Genomic DNA, 22,368 nt, shown 5'->3' with positions numbered 1-22,368 from the left:
AAATTTTGATCTGTGGTTTTGTGTATAAAACGTTTTCGTCCGGATGCGTATCTTTACTTTTCCGGAAATATATGATATAATCAGCAATAGTTGTTTTTTGTGAAAGTTTTACAGTAAGGGGGATCATGGATGAGTGCTTTTGTTGAATTCAAAAATGTAAAAAAGACCTATAAGACAGGCGAGGTGGAGATACACGCCATAAAGGATGCTTCTTTCGAGATAGAGAAGGGTGAGTTCTGTGTCATAGTCGGGGCATCGGGTGCCGGCAAGACCACTATACTCAATATCCTCGGCGGTATGGATACCCTGACCTCGGGCAGCGTGAAGCTGGATGGCAGGGAGATATCTACTCTCGGTAAAAAGGAGCTTACTGCGTACAGACGGTATGATATCGGTTTTGTTTTCCAGTTCTATAATCTGGTGCAGAACCTTACCGCCAAGGAGAATGTGGAACTTGCAGCACAGATATGCAAAGAGCCTCTCGATGCGGAAGAAGTGCTGAAACAGGTAGGTCTCGGGGAGAGAATGAAGAATTTTCCCGCACAGCTTTCGGGCGGCGAACAGCAGAGAGTCGCTATTGCAAGGGCACTGGCAAAAAATCCCAAACTTCTGCTCTGCGATGAACCTACAGGTGCTTTGGACTACAACACGGGTAAGGCAGTATTGAAGCTTCTGCAGGATACCTGCCGCAAAAGGGGTATGACAGTGGTAGTTATCACCCATAACTCCGCCCTTGCGGCTATGGCTGACAGGATAATCACCGTTAAGAGCGGTACTGTGGAGAGTATGAGGATAAACACAGAGATAGTTGACGTAGAAGACATCGAGTGGTGATATACATGAGGTCTAAGCTGAGAGTTTCCACGCTCAGGGATATAAAAAGCACTATCGGGCGATTCGTGGCAATAATGTCTATAATCGCGCTGGGAGTTGGCTTTTTCTCGGGCGTAAAGATAACCACTCCCGCGATGGTGAGGACACTTGGCGGGTTCATGGATGACCATGAGCTTTTCGATTACAGGATAGTGTCTACCCTTGGCTGGGAGGAGAGCGAGGTAGAAACGCTGCGTGAACGTGAGGATGTTCGTGCGGCAGATGGTGCCTACGCACTGGATATGATGTTCAGGGACGGAAACGGCAAAGACGTGGTCATAAAGGTCCATTCCCTGACGGAAGGCGTGAATGTGCCTGAGATACTGGAAGGCAGGCTGCCCGAAAATGACAGTGAATGTGTCATGGACGGTAAGACAGCTTATAAGGTCGGTGACGTGCTTACAGTCAGCAGTGAGAATGAGGAGGATACTCTTGAAAGCTTCAAACCGCGTAAGGTGACTGTTGTGGGGCTTGTGTATTCACCTGCGTATGTACATTTTGAAAGAGGCACCACCTCACTCGGCAACGGCACGATAAACGGATTCATCCTGCTTAACAGAAGCGCTTTTGATATGAAAGCCTATTCCGAACTTTATATAAAGCTGGATCATGAACTGGAGGTCTATTCGGATGAGTATAAGGACTATATGTCAGAACGTGAGGACAGCTGGGAAAAGGCAGCCGAGGATGCTGCCGAGGAAAGGTATGACCGTATAGTATCAGATGCAGAGGACGAGCTGGCAGGCGGCAGGAAAAAGCTGGAAGATGCCCGTGAGGAGGGTCAGCAGAAGCTTGATGATGCCCGTGCTGAACTGGATGACGCTAAGAGCGAACTGGATAAGGCTGCTAAAAAACTCAAAGATGCGAAGAAAGAGATAGCTGACGGCGAAAAGGAGATCGCGGATAACGAGAAAAAGCTCAGCGATGCAAAGTCAACTCTCGACAGCAGTGAAAGACAGCTTTGGAACGGCAAATATCAGCTTGACAATGCATGGAATCAGCTTGCAGCAAGCAAGGCGCAGATAGATACCAATGAGAAAAAACTCAAAGACGGCGAAGCAGAACTTGCAAAGGCACAGGCTGAACTCGATGAGGGTGCGGCACAGATAACGGCAGGTCTTGCGGAGACAGAAGTGCAGTCTGCGGCACTGAATGAGCAGTACGCGCAGTTTATGGCGGAATACGGCGAGTATCTTGAAATGTTGGATATGCTCCCTCCCGAGCAGGCTGAGCAGATAGCCGCTGCAAAGGCTCAGATAGATGATGGATTTGCTCAGATAGAAGCGGCAAAGGCGGAGCTTGCGGCGAAGCAGGAAGAAATTGCGGCAGGTCAGGCAGAGCTTGATGCACAGCGTGCAGTACTTGAAGAAAGCAGGAAACAGCTGGAAGCAGGCAAGGTGCAGTACAGTCAGGGATATGCGAAATACAACGCTTCCCTGGCGGAATATCAGCGGGGCAAGGCGAAGTACGACAGCGGCAGAGCCGAGTATGAGGACGGCGTGCAGAAACTGGAAAAGGGCAGGAAAGATCTGGAAAAAGGCAGGAAGGAATACAAGGACGGAAAAGCCGAATACGAAGAAGGACTAAAAGAGTACGAAGACGGTGAGGCTGAATATGAGGACGGCGTGACCTCCTTTGATGAGGAGATAGCCAAGGCGGAGCAGGATATCGCAGACGGCGAAAAGGAACTCCGCGATCTCAAAAAGCCCGATGTGTTCCTTCTGGACAGGAATACCAACATAGGCTACGCCTGCTTTGAGAACGATTCTTCCATAGTGGGCAAGCTTGCAAAGGTGTTTCCTGTATTCTTCATACTTGTGGCGGCGCTTGTGTGTATGACCACCATGAGCCGTATGGTTGAGGAAAGACGTACCCAGATAGGAACTCTCAAAGCACTGGGATATTCTGAAAGGGCGATAATGAGCAAGTTCACGCTGTATGCCGGCAGTGCGGCAGTACTGGGCTGGTCATTGGGATATGCACTGGGAACGTATATATTCCCGCAGGTAATATGGATGAACTATAAGCTTATGTATATCGAGCTTGATGTTGAATATCTCTTTGACTGGAAACTTGCGCTGCTGGCAGGTGCGGTATCGCTGATATGCTCGGTGGGTGCGGCGTGGCTGTCCTGCAGATATGAGCTTAATGAAACAGCAGCAGAACTTATGCGCCCGAAAGCGCCTAAGGCAGGCAAAAGGGTGCTGCTGGAGCGTATACCCTTTATATGGAACAAAATGAAATTCCTTCACAAGGTATCCATAAGAAATATCTTCCGTTACAAGAAGAGATTCTTTATGATGGTTGTGGGTATAAGCGGCTGTACGGCACTGCTTCTCACGGGATTCGGTATGTCCGACTCGGTCGGAGATTTTGCGGTGGTACAGTATGAGGAGATCGTAACTGCGGATGCTTCGGTCACTTATTCATCCGACAGCAGCGGTGATATGCCCGTTGAGCTCAAAGAAAAGCTGGATAATACAGGTGCTTCCTATGCTGAGCTTTATACAGGTTCATGGGATCTGGTGACAAAGGATGCTGTAAAGAGCATAAGCCTTGTTGCGCCTGTTGATTTTGCAGAGCTTGAAGGAAGTATGAATTTCAACAGACCCGATGGCAGCAGTATAGATGCTCCCGTGGGTGATGAGGCACTTGTATGCGTAAGTATCATGAACAGATACGGTGTGAAAGATGGCGACACCATCACACTGCGCGATGAGAATATGCGTGTCATGGAATTCAAGGTCAAGGCAGTATTCGATAATCATGTATACAACTATGTTTTTGTGCCGTATGAAGCTGTGGAAAGACAGCTTGGCGAGAAGGTCGGGCTGAATGAAGCTTATATAAACTTCCCTGAGAATACGGATGCTTACAAGGCACAGACAGATATATCGAAACTGAAAAGTGTAAAGAATGTCACGCTGTTCGAGGATGTAAAAAAGCGTATGACAGATTCGATGGCTTCACTAGACTACGTGGTGCTGCTGGTCATAATCTGTGCGGCACTGCTGGCATTCATCGTTCTTTACAACCTGACAAATATAAACATCACCGAAAGGGAAAGGGAGATAGCCACCATAAAGGTGCTGGGATTCTTCAAGAAAGAAACTTCGGCTTATGTGCTGAGAGAGAACCTGTTCCTGACAGGGCTCGGCATAGCTGTGGGTCTGGTGCTGGGAAATATGCTGCTGCACTTTGTAATGTCCTACCTGGTCGTTGATATGGTATGCTTCAAGGAACGTATACTTTTCAAGAGCTACATATACAGCATAGGTCTTACGGTCATATTCAATCTTCTGGTAAATCTTGTAATGGAAAACAAGCTGGAGAAGATAAATATGGCAGAGAGCCTTAAATCTGTTGAATGATATTTCGGGAGCAGTAATGTGATGCATTACTGCTCCTTTTGCGTAGGTAAAAATGTTCCGTGTGGAATATATGTTCTGGTTTGAGATCATATGGAGCGTATCATTGGTGAAAAACACAACAATTTATGAATAAAGATCAACGATCATTGACTTGTAATTACCTCTGTGATGTGGTATAATGAGTTGTAAGTACAATTTTAAGGAGTGAATGATATGGAGGATCTTCATGAATGCTGTCTGACTATGCCTGACGAGGAATTGAAAGATATATACCGCAAAAGGCTGAAGGAGCAGAAGCGGCTGGCGCGTATGACGTTCGTACCTCTGCTGCCTGCACTGGTGGTATATGGATTTATCGGCTGGACGAGCTTTCTGACATATGAAGCTTCGGGTTTTGTCAAGGGCGCTATGAGCTTTACTGCGGGCAGGGCATTTTACTATATCGGCTTTGCTGTCAGTGGTGTGGTGATGAGCACTGTCGGCATCAGACGGCGCTGGCTCATGTTTTTCCCGACGGCATTGATGGTGCCCTTCGTGATGTATCTGTTTGGTGAATTTACAGCTGAGATATTGCTGATGCTGGCATATCTGCTGTTTGCGTATTTCAGACTGGGTGTGGTGCTTTCGGATCTTGAACTGCTGAGAAGTCTTCCGAGGTTTCCGTTTGATAAGCACAGTGCTGACCGCGATCTGCGTATAATGAAATCAAAGGACGCGGAGAGATATATGGAGCTGGCATCGGGAAAAGCCATAGCTACAGGCTATGAAAGCATATTCAATGATAAAGCGGACCTTCCGAAAAAAACTAACAATAATTGAAACGTAAAAAATCATATCGTAAAGGAGAATCGACATGACTACTAAAGAGATCATCGAACAGGGTAAGGCATATCTGGGTATTGAATTCGGCTCGACACGTATCAAGGCTTGCCTGGTGGACGAAAACCTTGTCCCCGTAGCGGGCGGCGCTCACAGCTGGGAAAACAGGCTCGAAAACGGTGTGTGGACTTATTCAAAAGAAGATATCATCAGTGGTTTGCAGGATTGCTATGCAGACCTCAGAAAAGATGTTGCAGATAAATTCGGTGTTGAACTGACAACTTTCAAAGGTATGGGTATATCTGCCATGATGCATGGATATCTTGCTTTTGATAAAAATGATGAACTGCTGGTGCCTTTCAGAACATGGAGAAACACCATCACAGGCGAAGCTGCAGCAGAGCTCACCGAGCTTTTCGGCTTCAATATCCCCGAAAGATGGAGTATTGCTCACCTGTATCAGGCTATACTGAACGGCGAGGAACACGTTAAGGATATCGCTCATATAAATACCCTTGCAGGATATGTACACTTCCTGCTGACAGGCGAAAGAGAACTGGGCATTGGTGATGCTTCGGGGATGTTCCCTGTCAGGGACGGCGATTATGACAAGGATATGCTGGCTGAATTCCGCGGACTTGATAAGGTGAAGGTTTTCGGCTGGGATATCGCTGATATCCTGCCTGCGGTACATACTGCTATGGAGGGCAGCACAGCTAAACTTACCGAATCGGGCGCAAAGCTTCTCGACCCCTCGGGAAATCTTAAAGCAGGTGTGCCTTTCTGTCCTCCCGAGGGTGATGCAGGTACAGGCATGGCGGCAACAAATGCAGTTCGTGAGGGTACAGGAAATGTTTCGGCAGGTACTTCCATATTCTCGATGATAGTGCTTGAAAAGCCCATGAAAGGTCATTATCCTCAGATAGATGTTGTTACCACTCCCGACGGCGCAGATGTTGCTATGGTCCACTGCAACAACTGCTGCGGTGAACTGGACAAGTGGGTGAATATGTTCATAGAGTTCTCTAAGCTGACAGGTGATCCCGTTGATGTATCGACAGCTTATGAACTGCTGTATAAGAACGCTCTGAATGGCGCTCCCGACTGCGGAGGCGTGGTTTCATATAATACTATATCGGGCGAGCCTGTTGTAGGTCTTGCAAACGGCAAGCCTGCATACTTCCGTCAGCCCGACAGTACTATGTCATTGGCAGATTTCTTCCGCGCTGAACTCTACGGTGCTATGGCGGCACTGAAAGCGGGCAACGATATCCTCTTTGAAAAAGAGGGCGTTCAGCCTAAGAGCATAACAGGTCATGGCGGACTTTTCAAGGTTAAGGGCGTGGCTCAGCAAATGCTTGCTGACGCACTTAACAGCGATGTGAGCGTAATGTCTACCGCAGGCGAGGGCGGCGCATGGGGCATGGCTCTGCTGGCGGCTTTCGGTATCGAAAAGCAGGGCGAAACTCTTGCTGACTGGCTAGAAAAGCGTGCTTTCGCAGGCATGGAGAAGTCAACACTTTTGCCCGATGCCGCAGGTAATGCAGGCTGGAAGAAGTATATGGTAAACTACTCCGCAGGTCTGGCAGGTGCTAAGGCTTTCGGAGAGATATAAAAGCTGGCTTGGAACAAAATGATAAGCAGAAGAGAAACAGTTATCGCACATATAAAAAGTGAATACAGCGTATCTCCCGAATACCTCTTTGAGGGGGATTTCGACACAGCTGTTTTCCGTCATAACGATACGAAGAAATGGTTTGGCATAATAATGAAAGTCAAATGCAGTACACTTGGTATAGAAGGCGAGGGTACTGTCGATGTTATGAATGTCAAGTGTGACCCTCTGTTGGTAGATATACTGGTACAGCGGGAGAGCTTTCTGCGTGCGTACCACATGAATAAGCGGCTGTGGGTGAGCATACTCATCGACAGCGAGATAGAGGAAGGCGAGATATTCGGGCTTATCGAGCAGAGCTTTCAGCTGACGGATAAGAAGAAAGGCAAGAAAAACGATGGAGATAACCTACAGAAAACTCGAAGAAAAAGACCTTGATACTTTTATAACCATGCGTATAACACAGCTTCGGGAGGAGGGTGCAAAGGAGGATATCGACCTGCGCCCGAACCTTGCGAACTATTACAAAAGGCATATGGCTGACGGAACCTTCGTTTCGTGGCTGGCGCTGGACGGTGACAGGATAATCGGTACCAGCGGAATGTCCATAGTTGAGAAACCGCCCTATTTCAGCTGCCCGTCGGGTAAACTGGGACTGCTTTCAAGTATGTTCACAGACCCATCGTACAGAAGAAAAGGCATAGCGAAAAAGTTACTGTCGCTGGTAGTCGATGAAGCAAGAAAAGCAGGATGCGGGGCGGTGCACATTACTGCGTCGGATATGGGCGTGCTTTTGTATACCGATTTCGGGTTCAAAAAGAACGGCAATTTTATGTGTTATAATTTCTAGTAGTATAACAGGAGGTAAGATCATGTTAGAAGAACTCAAACAGAAAGTACTGGAAGCTAATCTGCTTCTGCCCAAGTACGGACTTGTAAAATTTACCTGGGGAAATGTTTCCGAGATCGACCGTGAGAGTGGACTTGTAGTTATAAAGCCCTCAGGTGTTGAATATGATGGAATGAAAGCAGAAGATATGGTTGTAGTTGACCTTGACGGAAATGTTGTTGAGGGTCATTACAAGCCATCGAGCGACACACCTACACATCTGGAGCTTTACAAGGCATTTGCTGAGGTAGGCGGAATAGTACACACCCACAGCAAGTGGGCTGCCAGCTTTGCCCAGGCAGGCAAGGGCGTTATCCCATACGGCACAACACAGGGCGATTATTTCTACGGTGAGATACCCTGCACCCGAAAGATGACTCCCGAGGAGATAGCAGGGGAGTACGAAAAAGAAACAGGAACGGTCATAATTGAGCGTTTCAAGGGCATCGACCCTATGAGCATACCCGCAGTGCTTGTACACAGCCACGGACCTTTCACATGGGGCAAGGATGCATTTGATGCGGTACACAATTCTGTTGTACTTGAAGAAGCGGCATTCATGAATTTCCATACAGTTATGCTGAATCCTGGTATCGCACCGATACAGCAGGAACTCCTTGACAAGCACTATCTGCGCAAGCATGGCAAAAATGCTTACTACGGACAGAACTGAAGAATGTACGATCATAAGGTAATGAGCGTGGGCATGATCTTTGCCTGCGCTTATGTTATGTCATAAAATATCGTCTGTTGCAGAATAAAAATATCGGTATAAAATGCGGTAAAAGCTTTGTTTTGGCACATCGAAATAATTTTTTCAAAAAAATATTTTTTTGCTGCAAGGAAATGCAGTTCTCAAACGTATTATATACAGAAAACCAAAAACGACCGCTGCCTTCCCCCTTGGCGGCGGACAGTAAGGGGGTGGTTTGACTATGGAAACAGCTTGTTTCGTGCTGAGCGGCTTTGCTGCCGTTTATGATGAATATTTTGATATGGTGTACAGGATCTGCTACGTGTATTTCCACGGTCATTCTGCCGATGCGGAAGATGCAGCTCAGACGGTATTCATGCATTACCTTGAAGCGAACGAAGTTCCCGAAATGGGAGAGCATACCAAGGCGTGGCTGATAGTTACGGCACAGAATGTCTGCAAGAATATGCTGAGGCGGCATCACAGGAAAGATGTAGAGCTTGATGCCGCGGCAGATAAGGGTGTGGCTTTTCAGTACAGGGAGGTTATAGACGCGGTGATGCGTCTGCCCGAGAATGAAAGAATGGCAGTTTACCTGAATCTCTACGAGGGCTATACCGCCGCAGAGACCGCTAAGCTGATGAGATGCCGTGAGAATACAGTATATTCCTATATACACCGTGCAAGAAAAAAGCTTAAAAAAGAGTTGGGAGGGTGAGACTATGACAGACAAGGATCTTGATAATAAGCTTACAGCCGCTTTCGATAATGTGCGTGCAGACAGCGCTGTCAAGGCTCGCATTCGGAAAGGCTTAGCAGGTGATATTATTATGGAGAACAAAACAATAAGTATCAGCAATACGGATAATAATAAAGTAACAGGTACGGCAAAGGTAAGAAGACGCGGCAGGATAGCTGCTGCAGCTATTGCAGGCGTACTTGCGGTAGGCGGAGGAGTTTATTTACTCAAAGACGGATATGACAGAGTAGATCCGGGAAGCAGTTTGTCGGCTGCCGAGGACGGTACAAGTCCGCTGGGCAGCTATGCTTCGATACCGGATGTAGCAGGTATGGATGCGGCGGATGCAGAGAGTGTGCTGAGAGAGGCAGGCTACACTGTAACTCTCAGAACACAGTATGATCTCACAGTGCCTGAGGGTAAGGCAATAGGTGCCGAACTGATTGAAGGTACTGAAGACGAAGTCGAACTTCTTATCAGTGCCGGCAAGACAAAAGTCAAGGTGCCTGATGTTTCAGGCTATGAGTCTGATGCGGCGGAAAGTGAGCTTAAAGCTGCAGGATTTGCTGTCATGCTCAGATCCAAGTATGACGATAAAGTTTCGGAAGGTCAGGCGATAGGTACCGAGCCGGCGGCAGGTACTGAATTTGCAGCCGATGATATGGTTACACTTTACATCAGCAAGGGTCCTCTTGATACTCAGGTAAAGGTACCGGATGTTGTCGGTCTGACCAAGGAGAGAGCTACAAATATCCTCGAGTATAACGACCTGAAAGTTAAGGTTTTGGAAATGCCCCATGACGGTGACAAGGGCAAGGTTATCGATCAGTCGATCGAGGGCGACAGAAGAGTTGATAGGGACAGCGAAGTCACTATCTATGTATCCACCGGTGAGTCCGATCCTGTTGATCTGACGGTAAGTCTGCCTATGCCCGAGGGTCTGAACGGTTCGTATGCTGTTGATGTATACAAAGACGGTAATGTTGTATATCAAAAGGCTATTTTAAAGGGCGAGGCTTATGCAGGCCGTACGATCGATCTGGATATCTCCGGTAAAAAGACCGAAACACTTACTGTGAAGATCAGAAGTGATGAAACAGGCAAGTCGGTGGATTACGCAGTGTTCAATGTAAATTATGATAAAAAGACAGCTGAACTTGCAGGCCGTCTGGATACGGAAGGATTGCTCGCAATCAATTCTCCGAAGAGCGAAACATCGAATTCAAACAATAACGGCGAAGATGATAATATCGGCATATCCAAAAGTGTCGACGCTAGTTCTGAACTGACGATAAGCCTGCCTGTGCCCGAAGGCCTGCGTGGTTCTTATAATGTTGATGTATTCAAAGAAGGTAACCCTATATCTTACCAGCATATAGCTAATGGTGCATCTGTCGCAGGCGGCTCGATCACGCTGGATATCTACGGTAAAAAGATCGAAACTCTTTTAGTTAAAATCACAAGTGAAGACACAGGAAAGTCGGTGGATTACGCAGTGTTCAATGTAAATTTCGTTAATAAGACTGCTGAGCTTGTAGGACGTCTTGATAAGGACGGACTTCTGGCAATTACTCCACAAAAATAGAAACAGAGTATTTTAAAACATAACTGACAACAAAACGGCAAAATGCGTCTGCGTAAACGTGGGCGCATTTTTTGCGTGGTTTTTCACGAAATTAACAAAAAAAGTTCTTTACAAAAGAGGAAAAATGTGCTATAATATCTGTTGAGTATATGCGAACAGGAAGGAGATATCTATGGCAGCACTGATATTTGATTCTCATTGTCATTATGATGACAGGGCTTTCGATGAGGACAGGTATGAACTGTTGGACAGACTGCTTGTGAATGAGGGTCATACGGTCGATAAGATGCTTCATGCGGCGGTAGATGAGAAGTCCTCACTGTTCGGCATAGAAACAGCTCAGAGGTATGAAAATTATTATACCTCCATAGGCTTTCATCCCGAGTATGCCGATGACGTTCCCGATAATTACATGGAGTTGCTCACGGCACTCTATGAAAAAGCGGAGGGCACAGGCAAACTCAGGGCAGTGGGTGAGATCGGACTTGATCACCACTATGAGGGTTACAATGCCGCTAAGCAGACGGAACTTTTTGTTAGTCAGGTGAAGTTTGCCAACGAAAAAGGGCTTCCGATAATAGTACACTGCCGTGATGCGACGGAGGAATGCATGAGGATACTCAGCGAACTAAGACCTGCAGGAGTTATGCACTGCTTTTCGGGCTCGGCTGAGACCGCTGAGGAAGTTGTGGGACTTGGTATGTACGTAGGCTTTACAGGTTCGCTGGCTTTCAAAAACAACAAAAAAGCTAAACGTGCCTGCGAGGCTGTGCCTATCGAAAGGCTCCTGCTGGAAACGGATTGTCCTTATATGGCACCGCCGCCTTACAGGGGTGAACGCAGCGAAAGCTCTATGATAGCCGAGACCGCAAAGGTAATGGCTGAGGTGAAGGGTGTTACAGCGGATGAGATACTGCGGGCTACAAACGAGAATGCCTGCAGGCTTTTCGGTATAGCGCCGTTTGCCCGATAAAATAAAGAAAAATTCTGGAGATGAAAAAATTGGCGGAAACACTGTATTTGGTGATACCATGTTATAATGAGGAGGAGATGCTGCCCATAACCGCAAAGGCTCTTATGAAAAAAATGGACGGGCTTATTGCAGAGGGAAAGGTAAGCAGTGACAGCAAAGTAATGTTCGTGGATGACGGTTCAAAGGACAATACCTGGGAGATAATCGAAAAACTGCATGATATGGAGCAGACGAATATGTTCACGGGTATAAAGCTTTCAAGGAACAAGGGTCACCAGAATGCACTTCTGGCAGGTCTTATGACAGCCAGAAAATATGCGGACATACTGATATCTATGGACGCGGACTTACAGGATGATATCAATGCGATAGACGGTATGCTTGAAAAGCGTGCCGAGGGCTGTGAGATAGTGTACGGCGTAAGGTCTTCAAGAGAGACCGATACAGCCTTCAAGAGGAACACAGCCAGAAGCTATTATAAAATGCTGGAATTCATGGGCGTTGAGATAACCTACGACCATGCTGATTACAGACTTATGAGCAAGAGGGCTGTGGATACGCTGGCAGAGTTCAAGGAGGTCAATCTGTTCCTGAGAGGAATGGTGCCTATGGTGGGCTTCAAGAGCGACATAGTAAAGTACGAGAGAAACGAGCGTGTAGCGGGCGAATCAAAGTATCCGCTGAAAAAGATGCTGGCTTTCGCAGTGGAGGGCATAACCTCCCTTTCGGTAAAGCCTATCAGATTCATCACTGCGCTGGGCGTGTTCATATTCGTTATCTCGGTGATAATGCTGATATACTTCCTGTTCACAAAGGCGTTCGGCTCGACTGTAAAGGGCTGGGCTTCGACGATAACATCTGTGTGGGCGCTTGGCGGACTGCAGATGCTGGCTATAGGAGTTATCGGCGAATATATCGGCAAGATATATCTTGAAACAAAGGCAAGACCTAAGTTTATTGTTGACATAAATTTAGAGGAAAAGTAAGTTTGAGTAAATCATAAAATTCATTTAAAAAGGAGTAAGAAAAATGGCAGAGCAGAATTTACAGATCTCAGGAAAGGTCTCCAATGAGAAGATAGATAATACCGCACTGGTAGAGGCTATCAACGCTATGAGAAAGGAATTCAGTGCAGATGCACAGAACAAGGTCATCAACAATGCACTGAGATCCACATTCCTCATTCCCGCTATCATTGAGAAGAATCAGGAACTGGTGGCTGACGAAAACAACCACGTACAGTTCAAGGACAAGCAGGAAGCTAAGTTCATGCTGGTAAACAAGGCTGTACGCGACGAGAACGGCAATCAGACAGGTACAATATCTTTCTTCCCCGTATTTACAGATGCAGAAGAGCTGAAGAAGATGGAAACAGAGCAGTCTTACAGACCTTTTGCTATGAAGTTCAGCGATATAGCTTTCCTGACAGAGAGCACCCCGAATGTTGAAGGCTTTGTTGTAAACCCCTTTACCAGGGAGCACAACCTGCCTTTCACCAAGCCTATGCTGGAATCCATCAAGCAGACCCTTATAAACTTTAAGAAGAGCAAGGACGCTGCTATGGTTGCCGCTGCTGAGGCTGAAGCTCAGGAGGCTGCTGAGGGCGAAAAGCCTGATATCACAGTATCTTCTTCTGACGAGCAGTAATGCTTATCAGGGGGAGCTTGTCTGACCCTATAACAAAATCATCGCATATAAGGCTCGTATGAGCTTTATATGCGTATTTTGCAATAGTGTTACGGCATACGTTCCACAATCATTACGGTCGGGACGGCATAACAGCAAATGTGAGGATATCACATTTGCTGCATACTGTTCCGGCCTTTTTTGCGGAGGGAAGAGCATGAGGTATATTTACTGCCCGCAGTGCGGAAAAAAGCTGGTGGAAAGACCTGCGGGCGATGAAGGGTTCGTGCCATACTGCGAGGACTGTGAAAAGCTGTGGTTCGATACGTTCCCGAGCTGTTCGATAGTGCTGGCGGCAAATGAGTTCGATGAGATAGCGCTGCTTCGGCAGGATTATATGTCGGACAGGTACACGACCTTTGTTTCGGGATACATAACTCCCGGGGAGAATGCTGAGCAGACAGCGGTGAGAGAAGTAAGGGAGGAGATAGGGCTTGAGATCGACAGCCTTGACTACGCAGGAACTTACTGGTTCGAGAAGCAGGGTCTGCTTATGCATGGTTTCATCGCAAGGGTGAAAAAGCAGCCGCTGGTGCTGTCATCTGAGGTTGACTGGGCTGACTGGGTGCCTGCGGAAAAGGTGATAGAAACTATCTTTCCCGATTCGCCGGGAAATGCGGCATTTGCCATATACAGGAAATTTATGGGCGAGTATTTCAAAGGTAAGAATGTCCTGTGAAAAGATCAAGCAGAAAACGGAGATGAAGTGAATGGCTCTGGACGGAGTTTTTCTCGGTGAGATAAAAAAAGAGCTCATGCCGCTTATCGGCGGCAGGGTGGATAAGATACATCAGCCGTCAAAGGGGGAGCTGCTCATTGCGCTGCGCACCTATGACGGTATAAAGAAGCTGCTGATAAATACGGTGGCAGGTACGGCAAGGCTGCACCTTACAGCTGCGGAGATAGAAAATCCCAAGCAGCCGCCTATGTTCTGTATGCTGATGAGAAAGCACCTGTCGGGTGCGAAGCTTGCAGACATTAGACAGCCTGAACATGAACGAGTGATAATGCTTGATTTTGATGCAACTAACGAGCTGGGGGATATGGTCAGACTGACGGTCACTGTGGAGCTGATGGGCAGAAGAGCGAATCTTCTCCTGACAGATGAAAACGGCAGGATAATCGACAGTATAAAAAGAGTATCCTCAGAGGTATCCGAAACACCTGTGCTGCCGGGAGTTGTGTACACTCTGCCCGAAAGCGACGGGAGAGTATCGCTGACAGGATGTACAAGGGAAGAATTCGAGGACAGGCTTGCAGAGTTCCCGAAGCAGGAGCTTTCAAAGGGCATAATGAAGACCCTGCAGGGCATATCACCTGTGTTTGCGAGAGAATGCGCATTCTTTACATCCCATTCGGCTGAGGTGAATGTAGAGGATATGACCGATGACCATAAGGACAGGTTATGGTTCTACATAAAGAAGATAAGGGAACAGCTTGAAAACAGCCTTAACAAGTTCACTGTGATAAAGACTACGGGCGGTGAACTGAAGGATTTCTGTTTCTGCAATATAGACCAGTACGGCGGACTTATGGTGACCAAACACTTTGAAAGCCCTTCGGCACTGCTGGACTACTTCTATTCCGAGCGTGACAGCCTTTCGCGTACACGTCAGAAAGCTCAGGACCTTTTCAGGCTGCTTGCGAATACCATCGACAGGACGGAATCAAGAGTAAAAAATCAACAGCTTGAACTGAAAGACTGTGCAAGGCGCGAACAGCTGAAACAGTACGGCGACCTCATCACAGCGAATCTGTATGCCCTTGAAAAAGGCATGACAGAGGCTAAACTCGTAAACTTTTACGACGAAGCCCAGCCCGAAGTGACGGTGAAGCTTGATAAGCGCCTGACTCCTGTCCAGAATGCCCAGAAGTACTTCAAGGAGTACCGCAAGCTTGATACCGCGGAAAAAGTCCTTGAAAAACTGATAGCTCAGGGCGAGGAAGAAGCAAAATACTTAGATACTGTCCTCGATGCACTTACCCGTGCCAGAACAGAGGGCGATATCGCCGCACTGAGGCAGGAACTCACCGAGCAGGGCTATATCAGCAGGAGCAGACAGAAAGGCAAGCCGCCCAAGGCTATGCCCCCCATGAGGTTTACCTCCAGCGAGGGGTACGATATACGTGTCGGCAGGAACAATGCCCAGAATGACAGACTGACCTGCAAGGATTCAAAGAAGACCGATGTATGGCTGCACGCGAAAGATATAACCGGGTGTCACGTGATAATCAGCTGTCCCGACAGGGGAGAAGCTGCAAAGTTCACCCCCGATGAGCTGCCGCCTGACCGCACTATAGAGGAAGCGGCTATGATAGCGGCATATTACTCAAAGGCTAAGAATTCATCAAGGTGTGATGTTGATTATACCTTCGTGAAGTTTGTGAAGAAGCCTGCAGGCTCGAAGCCAGGTATGGTGATATTCACACATAATTATACGATAACCGTAAAGCCTGACGAAGAAACAGTACTGGGACTGATGCACAAAAGCTGAATCCCTGTGACGTTTCTTTGTCAATTGACCTGACTGTGATACGGAGGTAAGATATGATAAAGCTTGATTGGAACGAATATCTCGAAAAGGCAGCAGAGGTAAACGCTGAGGGCGCAGTGCTGCTTGTGAACAACGGCGTCCTGCCGCTGGATAAAAATGCCGTTACGGCAGTTTTCGGACGTATACAGCTGGATTATTATAAAAGCGGTACGGGCTCTGGCGGAATGGTGAATGTTGCAAAGGTCACGGGAATAACCGATGGCCTTATAGAAGCAGGTGCAAAACTCAATGAGGATGTGCTGAAGGCTTACAAGGACTATGTTGCTGAACATCCCTACGATTACGGCGAGGGCTGGGGCGGCGAGCCCTGGTGTCAGGAGGAGATGCCTCTTGATGACAGCCTTGTAAAAAGGGCGGCTGAGAGTTCCGATACAGCGATATGTATTATAGGACGCACCGCAGGCGAGGAACAGGACAACAGCTGCAAGGCAGGTTCTTATCTGCTGACAGACGGTGAAAAGGCTATGCTGCGCAAGGTAAGGGATAATTTCAGCAAAATGGTGATACTGCTCAATGTGGGCAATATAATCGACATGGGCTTTATCGACGAATTCTCACCCGATGCTGTAATGTATGTATGGCAGGGTGGTATGACAGGCGGTACAGGCACTGCAAGGGTGCTGCTGGGTGAGGTATCTCCCTGCGGCAAGCTGCCCGATACTATCGCTTATGATATCACAGACTATCCCTCTGACAAAAATTTCCACAACAGGGATGTGGATATCTATGCTGAAGATATCTTCGTGGGATACAGATACTTTGATACCTTTGCAAAGGACAGGGTAAGATTCCCCTTCGGATACGGACTTAGCTATACGCAGTTTGAGATAAGTGCCGAGGGCAGAAAGACTGATGACGGTGTTGTCATAACTGCTAAAGTGAAGAATATCGGCAGTGCGGCAGGCAAGGAAGTCGTGCAGGTATACCTTGAAGCGCCCAACTGTAAGCTTGGCAAGGCTGCGCGTGTGCTTTGCGGATTTGAAAAGACAAAGGTACTTGCACCGAATGAAGAACAGACGCTGACGATAGAAGTCACCGAGCGTGATATAGCTTCCTACGATGACAGCGGCATTACAGGAAATGCCTTCGCATGGGTAGAGGAAGCAGGAGAGTACACATTCTATGCAGGCAGTGATGTGCGCAGTGCAAAGGAATGCTTTGCTTTCACACTGGATTCTACCAAGGTCATCGAACAGCTTGAACAGGCACTGGCACCTGTTACGCCTTTCAAGAGGATGGTTCGCACCGCAGAGGGTCTTTCCTATGAGGATACCCCTCTTTCAAAGGTTGACGAAGCTGCACGCAGACTTGGATATCTGCCTGCGGAAACAGCATATACAGGTGATAAGGGTATAGCCCTTTCCGATGTGGCCCATGGTAAGAACACCCTTGATGAGTTCATAGCACAGCTTGATGACAATGACCTTAACTGCCTTGTGCGCGGCGAGGGTATGTGTTCTCCAAAGGTCACTCCCGGTACGGCTGCGGCATTCGGAGGTGTGGCTAAGCACCTGGAAGAACTTGGCATACCTGCAGGGTGCTGTTCGGACGGTCCTTCGGGAATGCGTCTTGATGTAGGTACAAAGGCATTCAGCCTGCCTAACGGTACACTCATCGCGGCAACATTCAACAAGTCTCTTATCACCGAGCTTTTCACATATCTCGGATTGGAGATGCGGGCAAATAAAGTGGATTGTCTGCTGGGACCCGGTATGAATATCCACCGCCACCCCCTCAACGGCAGAAATTTCGAGTACTTTTCTGAAGACCCCTTCCTGACGGGTACAATGGCTGCGGCAGAACTTGAAGGTCTGCACAGCGTGGGCGTTGAGGGTACTATAAAACATTTCTGCGCCAACAATCAGGAGACCAACAGACATTTCATCGACTCCGTAGCAAGTGAGAGAGCGCTCCGTGAGATATACCTCAAAGGATTCGAGATAGCTGTACGAAAGAGCAAGGCACGTTCTGTTATGACGACCTACGGTAAGGTAAACGGTCTCTGGACAGCAGGCAGCTTTGACCTTAATACTATGATACTCCGCAAGCAGTGGGGCTTTGACGGCTTTACCATGACTGACTGGTGGGCAAATATCAATGACCGCGGCTGTGCTCCTGACAAGAACAATTTTGCGGCTATGGTACGTGCGCAGAATGATGTTTATATGGTATGCGCAGACGGTGAAAGCGGCAGTGACAATGTTATAGCGGCACTGGCAGACGGCAGACTTACCCGCGCAGAACTTCAGAGGTCTGCAAGGAACATACTCTCATTTATGATGAGCACTCATGCTATGGCAAGAAAGCTTGGCGAGGACGAGGCTGTTGAAGTTATCAACAAGCCTGCCGAGACCGTTGATGACGGCGAGGGCGACAGAGTGTTCCTGCTGGACGGCGACCTGACCATAGATATGAGTGGTGTTAAGACCGAGAGAAATCTCGATTACAGCTTCACTGTAGATGTGGCACAGTTCGGTCAGTACCGCATGGAAATGACAGCAAGCTCCACACAGAGCGAGCTTGCACAGATGCCCGTGACCGTATTCAGCATGGGTACTGCATGGGGCACATTCACATGGAACGGCACAGGCGGAAAACCCGTGACCTTCGCCGTGGAAGAAATGCCCATGTTCTCCCGGTATACTATATTCAGGCTTCACTTCGGTCTGGGCGGACTTGATATGGATAAGATAGTATTCAAAAAGATAAGACCCGCCGAGGGCACAGGTCTGTGCGTTGAGGATATCTGAGAGATGGCTTCAAACGCAGACGTACTTCTGGCTGAAAGCGAACATTTCAAAGTAAAAAGCTGCTTCGAGGACGCCGTGCTTATCGATAAAAGAACGGGCAGAACTTTTCCCGTATGCGATATGTACGGCGACCCCGAGGGCGCACTGATAAGCAAAGACGAAAGCTTCGCAGTAGTATACGGTTGCGGAGCTGTTGTCTGCCGTATCCCCGATATGGTATGCACCGAGATATCCGATAAATGGGTGATATCCGCAGAACAGACAGATACAAAAATCATCAGGCTGACGTTTGAAGACGGCAGTACAAAAAATTATGATCTATTGGAGGAACAAAAATGAAAAGAACAACAGCACTCATTACAGCAGCAGTTATAGCACTTGGCATGACAGCCTGCTCAAAAGATAAAGATAAACCAGCAGAAGAAACATCTTCCGCTGCAGCTGCAGCATCGCAGGAAGAAAACAGCGGAACTTCTCTTTCCGATGAGGAAATACTCAAAAAGGCTAACGGCTGTACTAAAACAGGCTACAACGCAGTAGCTGAATATCTTGCCGATCTGGAAACACAAGGCAGGATCTCGGAAGCGACCGAGCAGGAAGCAACGGAACGCGCACTCAAAGAACTTGAAAATAACTGCGATATAAACGGCACTGTGGGCGTAAGGTTCGATGAAGCGAATGACTATGGCTTTCTAAACTTCACAGTGCAGTTCCGTTCAGCTGACAAACCCGAGATAGTCGGACAATATCCCGACCCTGCACAAACCCCTGAAGACAGCCCCGCGTGGAATGTAAATGCAGAGGGCGAGTGCAGTGCATCTGAAAATGCAGGTACTTCAGACGGAAACGGCGGTTCTTTCGGTGATGCCTTAGTTGATGTGCTGTCAGGTGGTTATGTGTCCAAATCAAAGCTGAAAACCGCAAACGGAAATGCAAAAACAGGCTATAATGCAGTGGCTGAATATCTTACGGATATGGAAATACAAGGTAAACTGTCCGAGGCTACCGAGCAGGAGGCTGCCGAGTTGGCAGCAAAAGAACTTGCATACGGTAACGACGGAATAGTTGGCGTAAAGTTTGAGGGCGATATCGAGAACTGGAATTTTACTGTTCTATGGCGCCAAAGCGAAGATTCAAAGTATATAGGCAGGTATCCGGATCCGACTTACGAAAACGATGAACGTCCTGAATGGGTAGTAGGTGCAGAGGTAAGCTATTCAGGGACATCTTATGACGAGGAAGAGGATAAATAAACTAAAGAGCGAAAAAATACACCCGTTCTCCATGACGTAAACCGTCTGGAGAACGGGTATTCTATATTATCTGATATCCTGAAAATAAGCCCCGTGTTCGGTGCAGTACCATATCAGCCTTCCCCTGCGCACAAGGGGCAGCCTTGCCTGCATCTTCCATTCGGGATACTGCCTGAACATCATCACCGTACTGTCGCAGACATACGCCAGAAATGAGATATAATGCTGCTTTGTCATCTCATGGTCGGCAGTCACGAACAGTTCGCCGTCGATCACCTCGGTTTTCAAAACATCATCACCCTCCGCCTTTTTGGGCACTATGGGTGAAAGCCTGTTACCGCAGCAGCTGACAGAAGCCTCCGAAGTCGAAGTCATTATGCCGCCGCAGTCCTTGCATACGTAAAATCTTATCTTTTTCATATCGCCTTTCTCACTTTCGTTTATATCTTTACTGCCCGAAAGCAGGGTGTTCACATCTGTGCCGAATATCTCCGCTAGGTCGGTAAGCAGAGAAACATCGGGGGCACCGTTGCCGCATTCCCATTTTGATACCGCCTTGTCGCTTACGTTGACTTTTTCTGCCAGCTGTTTCTGAGTAAGCCCTGCCGCAAGTCTCAGCTGCCTTATCAGAGCCCCAGTTTTTATCTGATCCATTATCCTCACCTCTTGCCTATATTTTAACTCACAGCAGGCGAAAAGTCAATCCACGCTCCGTAGATACGAATAAAACAAAAACGCAGACCCGAAAGAGTCTGCGTTTACCTGTATGCCGCTGACCGGACTTGAACCGGTACGGTATTGCTACCGGCAGATTTTGAGTCTGCTGCGTCTGCCAATTTCGCCACAGCGGCTTATATTAGCATTAATTGACCATAATATTATATCACATAGTGCACCGAAAGTCAAGTGGGTAATCGGCAAAATAATATTGCAAAAAATTTATGCATAATCACTATTAAAACAGCATAAAAAACTGTTGATTTTTACGTCAAAATATGTTAGAATTATTAAGAAGAGGTAGCATGATTTATAGTAAATGTAAATTTAAATTTTGCTGTTTGCTTTTGTACTGCCTCAGCTAAGTACAAGGGAGGTATATATATGGTTATACAAGATCTCAAAGTCCTCATTTGTGACGATTCCATGTTCGCTAGAAAAAAGATGAGCATGACTATATCTGCACTGGGTATCAATGAAGTATTTGAAGCCGCTGATGGTGAAGAGGCTGTTGCCAAATACAAGGAGAACAAGCCGGATGTGGTATTTATGGATATTATTATGCCAAGAATAACAGGCATCGAGGCACTCAAGCAGATAATTGAGTTTGACCCTGATGCTAAGGTCGTTATGGCTTCAAGCGTTGGTACTCAGGGACATCTGAAGGAGGCATTGCGCGCAGGCGCTGCAGATTTTCTGCAAAAGCCCATATCCGATGAGGATACAAAGGCTATACTTGAAAACGCCGCTAAGGGGGTGCTGTAATTGTTTGCACAATTTTTTGGCGGATATCTTCTCAATAAAAAGCTGGTCACTTCTGAAGATCTGACACAGGCTTTTGAAGACAAAAAGCATACAAGGATGCGTCTCGGCGTGCTGGCTATCAATGCGGGACTCATGACCGCAGATCAGGTCGAGCACGTTAATATAACTCAGCAGAGTGTTGATAAGCGTTTCGGTGATCTTGCGGTAGAGCTTGGGTATGTCACCGAGGAGCAGGTCGACAAACTGCTTTCACAGCAGCCTACCGAGTATCTGCTGCTGGGACAGACCCTTGTAAATAACGGCGTGCTTTCAAACGCGCAGTTTGAACAGGCGATCAATGATTATAAGTCTGATAATGAGCTGACGGACAGTGACCTTGAGGGCAGCAAGAATGAGAGCCTGAGCAAGCTGGTAACAGAGTTCTATCATCTTGAGGAAGCATCGAATGCCAGAATGCTGACAGACTATGTAACTATGATGTTCAAGAACATCATAAGATTCATAGACGGTGATTTTACGCCACTGGAAGCTATAGTTATAAGAGAATTCGATGCTGAGAACCTTATAAAGCAGCGCATCACAGGCACATATGATGCGGTTACCTGCATCACTGCGGATAAGGATGTTTACTTTGAGTTCGCAAAGAGATTCGCAGGTGAGAATTTCGTGGATATCGCAGGATTTGAAAATGAGACTGTCGGTGAATTCCTGAATGTAGTAAACGGTCTGTTTGCTGTAAACCAGTCAAATGAAGGCGGAGCAGAGCTGACAATGACACCTCAGGAGGTCGTTGAGGATGCAAAGATCAGCTTTGAAAAGCCTGCATTCTGCATACCTGTTGTATTCAGTTTCGGTGAAGTAGATTTTATAATCTCTACCGAATAAAAGTGATATAAGAGCCACGGCATTTCTGTTAAGTATGGAAGTGCTGTGGTTTTGTTTACTGCGGATGTGTGTCAATTTGTAAACGATATCAGCATAAATCGCCCTCTAAATGGGAAAAATATTGTGAAAATGTTATATTGAAAAGATATGTGAAAAGTGATATAATACAATAGTAAATAAATCGGGGCTTTTGTCCCAT

Annotated in this window: 20 protein-coding genes and 1 tRNA gene; 19 read left to right on the top strand and 2 right to left on the bottom strand. The window is 47.2% G+C overall.

Features of this window, described 5'->3' with window-relative positions:
• Positions 1 to 129: 129 nt before the first annotated feature.
• The 17 genes from RUMAL_RS14390 (at position 130) to RUMAL_RS14310 (ending at position 19,802) form a co-directional block, all read left to right on the top strand.
• Positions 130 to 834 carry an ABC transporter ATP-binding protein gene (locus RUMAL_RS14390; protein ID WP_013499414.1) on the top strand — a complete coding sequence of 235 codons (705 nt, stop codon included), beginning with the start codon at positions 130 to 132 and terminating at the stop codon, positions 832 to 834.
• Between the two features lie 5 nt (positions 835 to 839).
• Complete coding sequence (locus RUMAL_RS14385) at positions 840 to 4,244, top strand: FtsX-like permease family protein (RefSeq protein ID WP_013499413.1); 3,405 nt, start codon at positions 840 to 842, stop codon at positions 4,242 to 4,244.
• A 213-nt stretch (positions 4,245 to 4,457) separates the two neighbouring features.
• A complete protein-coding gene (locus tag RUMAL_RS14380; RefSeq protein WP_013499412.1) occupies positions 4,458 to 5,063 on the top strand; it encodes a hypothetical protein in 606 nt (201 codons plus the stop codon).
• A 34-nt stretch (positions 5,064 to 5,097) separates the two neighbouring features.
• A complete protein-coding gene (locus RUMAL_RS14375; RefSeq protein ID WP_013499411.1) occupies positions 5,098 to 6,678 on the top strand; it encodes a xylulokinase in 1,581 nt (526 codons plus the stop codon).
• Positions 6,679 to 6,696: 18 nt separating this feature from the next.
• Positions 6,697 to 7,116, top strand: coding sequence for an MmcQ/YjbR family DNA-binding protein (locus tag RUMAL_RS14370; protein WP_013499410.1), 420 nt, complete (start codon positions 6,697 to 6,699; stop codon positions 7,114 to 7,116).
• On the top strand, positions 7,076 to 7,528 hold the full coding sequence (locus RUMAL_RS14365; RefSeq protein WP_013499409.1) for a GNAT family N-acetyltransferase: 453 nt from the start codon (positions 7,076 to 7,078) through the stop codon (positions 7,526 to 7,528). Before RUMAL_RS14370 ends, RUMAL_RS14365 begins: the two co-directional genes overlap by 41 nt.
• Before the next feature lie 22 nt (positions 7,529 to 7,550).
• Positions 7,551 to 8,240, top strand: coding sequence for an L-ribulose-5-phosphate 4-epimerase (gene araD, locus RUMAL_RS14360; protein WP_013499408.1), 690 nt, complete (start codon positions 7,551 to 7,553; stop codon positions 8,238 to 8,240).
• Between the two features lie 262 nt (positions 8,241 to 8,502).
• Positions 8,503 to 8,979, top strand: coding sequence for an RNA polymerase sigma factor (locus tag RUMAL_RS14355; RefSeq protein ID WP_013499407.1), 477 nt, complete (start codon positions 8,503 to 8,505; stop codon positions 8,977 to 8,979).
• Positions 8,980 to 8,983: 4 nt separating this feature from the next.
• Complete coding sequence (locus RUMAL_RS22570; protein WP_013499406.1) at positions 8,984 to 10,585, top strand: PASTA domain-containing protein; 1,602 nt, start codon at positions 8,984 to 8,986, stop codon at positions 10,583 to 10,585.
• A 172-nt stretch (positions 10,586 to 10,757) separates the two neighbouring features.
• On the top strand, positions 10,758 to 11,558 hold the full coding sequence (locus RUMAL_RS14345) for a TatD family hydrolase (RefSeq protein ID WP_013499405.1): 801 nt from the start codon (positions 10,758 to 10,760) through the stop codon (positions 11,556 to 11,558).
• A gap of 29 nt (positions 11,559 to 11,587) precedes the next feature.
• A complete protein-coding gene (locus tag RUMAL_RS14340) occupies positions 11,588 to 12,544 on the top strand; it encodes a glycosyltransferase family 2 protein (protein ID WP_013499404.1) in 957 nt (318 codons plus the stop codon).
• A gap of 43 nt (positions 12,545 to 12,587) precedes the next feature.
• A complete protein-coding gene (locus RUMAL_RS14335) occupies positions 12,588 to 13,205 on the top strand; it encodes an SseB family protein (protein ID WP_013499403.1) in 618 nt (205 codons plus the stop codon).
• Positions 13,206 to 13,401: 196 nt separating this feature from the next.
• Positions 13,402 to 13,923: an NAD(+) diphosphatase gene (locus RUMAL_RS14330; RefSeq protein ID WP_013499402.1), complete on the top strand. Its 522-nt coding sequence runs from the start codon at positions 13,402 to 13,404 to the stop codon at positions 13,921 to 13,923.
• Positions 13,924 to 13,954: 31 nt separating this feature from the next.
• Complete coding sequence (locus tag RUMAL_RS14325) at positions 13,955 to 15,739, top strand: Rqc2 family fibronectin-binding protein (protein WP_013499401.1); 1,785 nt, start codon at positions 13,955 to 13,957, stop codon at positions 15,737 to 15,739.
• Positions 15,740 to 15,792: 53 nt separating this feature from the next.
• Positions 15,793 to 18,549 carry a glycoside hydrolase family 3 protein gene (locus tag RUMAL_RS14320; RefSeq protein ID WP_013499400.1) on the top strand — a complete coding sequence of 919 codons (2,757 nt, stop codon included), beginning with the start codon at positions 15,793 to 15,795 and terminating at the stop codon, positions 18,547 to 18,549.
• Positions 18,550 to 18,552: 3 nt separating this feature from the next.
• Positions 18,553 to 18,888, top strand: a complete 336-nt coding sequence (locus RUMAL_RS14315; RefSeq protein ID WP_013499399.1) for a hypothetical protein — start codon at positions 18,553 to 18,555, stop codon at positions 18,886 to 18,888.
• Positions 18,885 to 19,802 (top strand): hypothetical protein, encoded by a 918-nt coding sequence (locus RUMAL_RS14310; protein WP_013499398.1) that lies wholly within the window; start codon positions 18,885 to 18,887, stop codon positions 19,800 to 19,802. The genes RUMAL_RS14315 and RUMAL_RS14310 overlap by 4 nt, the downstream gene beginning before the upstream one ends.
• 66 nt (positions 19,803 to 19,868) lie before the next feature.
• Here RUMAL_RS14310 and RUMAL_RS14305 read toward each other — a convergent pair whose 3' ends face one another.
• Together RUMAL_RS14305 and RUMAL_RS14300 are read right to left on the bottom strand one after the other, a co-directional pair.
• Complete coding sequence (locus tag RUMAL_RS14305) at positions 19,869 to 20,456, bottom strand: helix-turn-helix domain-containing protein (protein ID WP_013499397.1); 588 nt, start codon at positions 20,454 to 20,456, stop codon at positions 19,869 to 19,871.
• A gap of 113 nt (positions 20,457 to 20,569) precedes the next feature.
• Positions 20,570 to 20,653 (bottom strand) — tRNA-Leu (locus RUMAL_RS14300).
• A gap of 250 nt (positions 20,654 to 20,903) precedes the next feature.
• Here RUMAL_RS14300 and RUMAL_RS14295 point away from each other — a divergent pair.
• Both RUMAL_RS14295 and RUMAL_RS14290 read left to right on the top strand, forming a co-directional pair.
• Entirely contained in the window at positions 20,904 to 21,284 is a 381-nt protein-coding gene (locus tag RUMAL_RS14295) for a response regulator (RefSeq protein ID WP_013499396.1), read from the top strand.
• Positions 21,285 to 22,169, top strand: coding sequence for a cyclic di-GMP-binding domain-containing protein, MshE-related (locus tag RUMAL_RS14290; protein WP_013499395.1), 885 nt, complete (start codon positions 21,285 to 21,287; stop codon positions 22,167 to 22,169).
• The last annotated feature ends 199 nt before the right edge of the window (positions 22,170 to 22,368 follow it).

It is taken from the genome of Ruminococcus albus 7 = DSM 20455, from assembly GCF_000179635.2.
Lineage (GTDB): Bacteria > Bacillota > Clostridia > Oscillospirales > Ruminococcaceae > Hominimerdicola > Hominimerdicola alba.
This window is presented reverse-complemented; position numbering and strand designations above follow the sequence as displayed.